Origin of the sequence: Providencia sp. CIM-Carb-044 (assembly GCF_033901115.1) — a bacterium.
GTDB classification, from domain to species: Bacteria; Pseudomonadota; Gammaproteobacteria; order Enterobacterales; family Enterobacteriaceae; genus Providencia; species Providencia hangzhouensis.
In genome coordinates this window covers 1-4,901 of sequence record NZ_JAXADV010000032.1, presented here as the reverse complement: position 1 = coordinate 4,901, position 4,901 = coordinate 1, and the positions used below count along the sequence as shown (strand labels likewise).

The following is a 4,901-nucleotide window of genomic DNA, read 5'->3' as shown; positions in this document are numbered from 1 at the left end:
AGTCGAGAAAGCTATTTTGGTCTCGTGATCGCCGGGATTTTCTTTCTAATTATGCACTGTCGCTATTGCGCAAAAAACGTCGTTATCAAAAATGATGGGCTTGCACCCATGAGAGAATTGATTAATATCGGGGTCAGTTTGGATATAGAGAATTATTGTACGGTAAGCCTGTTTTTTGAACAGACTTACCTATGGCAATAGGGTGTACTCCCGCGCTATACGGCATTTTCAGAGGTTTGACCTTAATCGGATAACCTAAATGCGATACTGCAAGAGCGACAACTTAAAAGCGATAGCCACTGACGCAAAATCAACCCCTTACGAACCAAGATTGGTTAAATAATGCGCTTAACGTACAAAAATTTCCGATCTCCAAACTGACCCCTATTACTTGCAACGCTGGGAGGAACACATGACATATGCAACGATCAATCCCTTCACGGGAGAGCTCATCAAAGAATTTCCCAATGCCACTGATGCCGAAGTCACAGAGGCAATTGAATCGGCCCACCAGGCCTTTTTGAGTTGGCGCAATACCTCTTTTGCCAACAAGGCTGAAATACTCAATCGGGCTGCAGCCCTGCTCAGAGACAGCAAGCGCCGCTATGCAGAGCTGCTGACCCTAGAGATGGGTAAAGTCATTGGAGAGGCCGAGGCCGAAGTAGAACTGTCGGCGCAGATCCTCGAATACTATGCCGAGCATGCCGAGAGACTGCTGGCACCGCAGAAACTGCCTGTGGCCGATCCCGCCGAAGGGGAAGCGCTGCTGGTCAATGAACCTCTTGGGGTCTTGCTGGCCATTGAACCCTGGAACTTCCCCTATTACCAGATAGCCAGGATCTTGGCTCCGCAACTTTCTGCCGGCAACACCCTGCTGCTGAAACACGCTTCCAATGTGCCTCAGTGCGCCGCCGCTTTTGAGAGCCTGATGCGGGATGCCGGACTGCCACAGGGCGCCTTCCAGAACCTGTATGCTACCCGGGATCAAGTCGAGCAGATCATCAACTCACCCAAGGTACATGGCGTGGCTCTGACCGGCTCTGAAGGTGCAGGCGCCGTTATTGCCTCTCAGGCCGGTAAGGCGCTGAAAAAATCCACTCTGGAGCTGGGCGGCTCTGACGCCTTTATCGTGCTGGAAGATGCCGAGCTTGAGAAAACCATAGATTGGGCGGTATTCGGCCGTCACTGGAATGCCGGTCAGGTATGTGTTTCATCCAAACGGATGATCCTGGTGGAAGCCATTTATGACAAGTTTATGGAAGGCTATACCAAAGGCGTAGCCGCGCTTAAAGCCGGTGACCCTATGGATCCGAACACGACTCTGGCGCCCCTGTCTTCCCAGGGTGCTGCCGATGAAGTGAAGCAGAAAATTCGTGAAGCGGTTGAGCATGGTGCCACAGCTACCGAAGTTGGTCCCAAAGTGCCGGAGCAAGGCGCTTTTGTACAGCCGACCATACTTACCAATGTGACCCCGGACAACCCGGCTTACTATTGGGAGTTCTTCGGCCCTGTCTCCATGATCCTCAAGGCAAAGGATGAACAGGAAGCGATTGCCATTGCCAACGATTCGCCCTTCGGCCTCGGTGGCTCTGTGTTCACCGCCGATGAACAGCGCGGTCTGGCGGTAGCCAAGCAAGTCTCTACCGGGATGATGTTTGTCAACCACCCCACCATGGTTAAGGCTGATTTGCCCTTTGGCGGCATCCGCCGCTCCGGCTATGGTCGTGAACTGATCGACTTAGGCCTGAAAGAGTTCGTCAACCACAAGTTGATCAACGTGGTGGATATCAACGCTCCCTTCTGATCGCGCTTGAAGCATATTTAGTTCGATAAAGACCCGAGCACCTGGCCGGGTCTTTTATCGCCACAGTCAAATCGACTGGCAAACTGGGTGATGCTGCCAACTTACTGATTTAGTGTATGATGGTGTTTTTGAGGTGCTCCAGTGGCTTCTGTTTCTATCAGCTGTCCCTCCTGTTCAGCTACTGACGGGGTGGTGCGTAACGGCAAAAGCACTGCCGGACATCAGCGCTATCTCTGCTCTCACTGCCGTAAAACATGGCAACTGCAGTTCACTTACACCGCTTCTCAACCCGGTACGCACCAGAAAATCATTGATATGGCCATGAATGGCGTTGGATGCCGGGCAACCGCCCGCATTATGGGCGTTGGCCTCAACACGATTTTCCGCCATTTAAAAAACTCAGGCCGCAGTCGGTAACCTCGCGCATACAGCCGGGCAGTGACGTCATCGTCTGCGCGGAAATGGACGAACAGTGGGGATACGTCGGGGCTAAATCGCGCCAGCGCTGGCTGTTTTACGCGTATGACAGGCTCCGGAAGACGGTTGTTGCGCACGTATTCGGTGAACGCACTATGGCGACGCTGGGGCGTCTTATGAGCCTGCTGTCACCCTTTGACGTGGTGATATGGATGACGGATGGCTGGCCGCTGTATGAATCCCGCCTGAAGGGAAAGCTGCACGTAATCAGCAAGCGATATACGCAGCGAATTGAGCGGCATAACCTGAATCTGAGGCAGCACCTGGCACGGCTGGGACGGAAGTCGCTGTCGTTCTCAAAATCGGTGGAGCTGCATGACAAAGTCATCGGGCATTATCTGAACATAAAACACTATCAATAAGTTGGAGTCATTACCGCGAATGTGTTAGACGGTGTCCACCATAGAAAAGCCAGAAAACGAAATCAGATATTTTAGTCGCCACATATCGTGTCCTGTGATATTTGATTACTATCACCCGATAAGCGTATTAATAAATGCTGGCTCAACATTGGTGGATATTTAAATGGTCATATTCCTGATGACCTAACGTGGGAGTTGTGTCGGGCTTAAAGCTAATTCACCGTAAGAACAATTTTCCCAACATGCTTGCCGGACTCCATCAATGCATGCGCGCGTGCTGCTTCGCGTAACGGGAATGTGCTGTGAATCATGGGATGGCAACGACCTGCATTGAGAATCGGCCAGATATTTTTAAGCAAGTCATTGGCAATTTCGGCTTTTTCGACCGAAGTTCGTGCTCGCATCGTTGAACCCGTGACAACCGCTCGCTTCAACGCGAGTTCTTGCAGATCCACTTGATCTGCGAAAGCTCCGCCAAGGAAGCCAATGATTACCAGCCGGCCATCCATTCCTAAACTCCTCATATTTCGGGAGAAATAGGATGCACCCATTATATCGAGAATGATATCAACGCCACGGCCATCCGTTTGCTTCAAAATGAAATCAGAAAAATCAGTTGTCCGGTAGTTGACTGGCGTAGCGCCAAGCTCTGCGATCACATCGCATTTATCATCTGATCCAGCCGTCGCATATGCCTCGATACCGATTTCGCGGCATAGCATCAACGCGGTTGTGCCGATACCACTTGTTCCCCCATGAATCAGAACACTCTGACCCTGTGTTGCGCCACCAATCTTGAACAAGTTTGCCCAGACGGTGAACAGAGTCTCAGGAAGTGCCGCCGCTGCTATCATTGACATGCTGTCTGGCACCGGCAGTGTCTGGCTTTCCGGCACGATGCAATACTCACCATAACCACCGCCATTCGTCAGAGCACAGACTCGGTCACCAATCTTTACGCCCGTGACGCCTTCTCCAATTGATGAAACCGTTCCAGCGACCTCAAGACCAGGAATAGGGGTTACGTCGTCAGGCATAGGGTAATGACCCTGGCGTTGAATGACGTCAGGACGATTAACACCTGCGGCCTTGACGCGAACCAAAATTTCCCCAGCCTTTGGCACCGGAATCGTTGTCTGAACGGGCGTTAAAACCTCTGGCCCGCCAGGCTCAGAGATTTCAATGACAGTCATTTTATTCGCAGTATGTAACATGAACGTAAGTCCTTATGATTTTGTTTTTCGTTGAATTTCCCAACTACACTGTGTCTCATCACTAGCCACTTTTCTGTACGTTGCAGCACGTACCCTCTGCGGATTCCGATTTACTTGAACATCCATTCCGGTTTTATTTGAACACCTTGGATCAACGCATCGTTGGCTAAGGAAGTTGCGATTAAGTGGTCCGCAGCTCCCGATATGACGCCCCAAACCGTCCTTTATCGACGTCCTGTGGCTCAATTTTCCAATTTTCAGCCCAAAATCGTCTCTTCGTGGCTGATTTTGGCCCTGTTTCAGGCCAATTTCCTCATTTCAGGTAGATCTCGCCTGTGCCCGTATCAATTGGTCAACTCGAACCAGGTTCGCCAGGGTGAATAACATCGCCAGTTGACTGTCATTTTTAGCCAGCCCCTTGTACCTGGCTTTGACGAAACCAAACTGACATTTTACTATCCGAAATGGATGCTCAACCTTCGCTCGGATACTCGCTTTCAGGTATTCGTAACGGATGGCCAGCTTGTTCTTGCGCGGGTGTTGCTTCAATGCATTCACTTTGCCGGGACGCTTGGCGATAAGCCAGTCTGCGCTGACATCGCTGAGCTCATCGCGCTTTTCGGCCCCCTGATAACCAGCATCGGCTGAGATAAATTCTTCATCGCCATGCAGTAACTTGCCAACCTGATTGAGGTCGTGCTCGTTAGCCGCCGTGGTCACCAGACTGTGGGTCAGGCCACTTTTGGCGTCCACGCCAATGTGCGCTTTCATGCCGAAGTACCACTGGTTACCTTTCTTGGTCTGGTGCATGTCTTCATCACGGCTGTTGTGTTTGTTTTTGGTAGAGCTGGGGGCTTGAATGATGGTGGCATCCACCAAGGTGCCCTGGGTCATTAGAACGCCACACTCTGCTAGCCAGTGATTAACGGTACTGAAGATTTTGCGGGCCAGTTCATGCTGCTCCAGCGGCACTGTTGCAAATAGTCGGTGGTGATAAACTTATCATCCCCTTTTGCTGATGGAGCTGCACATGAACCCATTCAA

At 51.2% G+C, this 4,901-nt stretch carries 3 protein-coding genes and 1 pseudogene; 2 read left to right on the top strand and 2 right to left on the bottom strand.

The window, feature by feature from the left end:
* Positions 1 to 412 precede the first annotated feature (412 nt).
* Positions 413 to 1,804 (top strand): NAD-dependent succinate-semialdehyde dehydrogenase, encoded by a 1,392-nt coding sequence (locus SJ312_RS22800; protein WP_023205627.1) that lies wholly within the window; start codon positions 413 to 415, stop codon positions 1,802 to 1,804.
* A 141-nt stretch (positions 1,805 to 1,945) separates the two neighbouring features.
* Positions 1,946 to 2,643 (top strand): IS1-like element IS1B family transposase gene (locus tag SJ312_RS22795; protein ID WP_095033700.1). Its coding sequence is split into 2 segments (ribosomal slippage): positions 1,946 to 2,195 and positions 2,195 to 2,643, totalling 699 coding nucleotides; the frame shifts between segments, so codons are not numbered across the junction.
* A 212-nt stretch (positions 2,644 to 2,855) separates the two neighbouring features.
* Here SJ312_RS22795 and SJ312_RS22790 read toward each other — a convergent pair.
* Together SJ312_RS22790 and SJ312_RS22785 are read right to left on the bottom strand one after the other, a co-directional pair.
* On the bottom strand, positions 2,856 to 3,836 hold the full coding sequence (locus SJ312_RS22790) for an NAD(P)H-quinone oxidoreductase (RefSeq protein WP_196479507.1): 981 nt from the start codon (positions 3,834 to 3,836) through the stop codon (positions 2,856 to 2,858).
* A gap of 339 nt (positions 3,837 to 4,175) precedes the next feature.
* A pseudogene (locus SJ312_RS22785) lies at positions 4,176 to 4,823 on the bottom strand (IS5-like element ISEc68 family transposase); the annotation flags it as partial.
* Positions 4,824 to 4,901 lie beyond the last annotated feature (78 nt).

Excerpts from the sequence above, each read along its gene's own strand:
- SJ312_RS22800 (WP_023205627.1), top strand. The coding sequence starts at position 413 with ATGACATATGCAACGATCAATCCCTTCACGGGAGAGCTCATCAAAGAA.
- SJ312_RS22790 (WP_196479507.1), bottom strand. The coding sequence starts at position 3,836 with ATGACTGTCATTGAAATCTCTGAGCCTGGCGGGCCAGAGGTTTTAACG.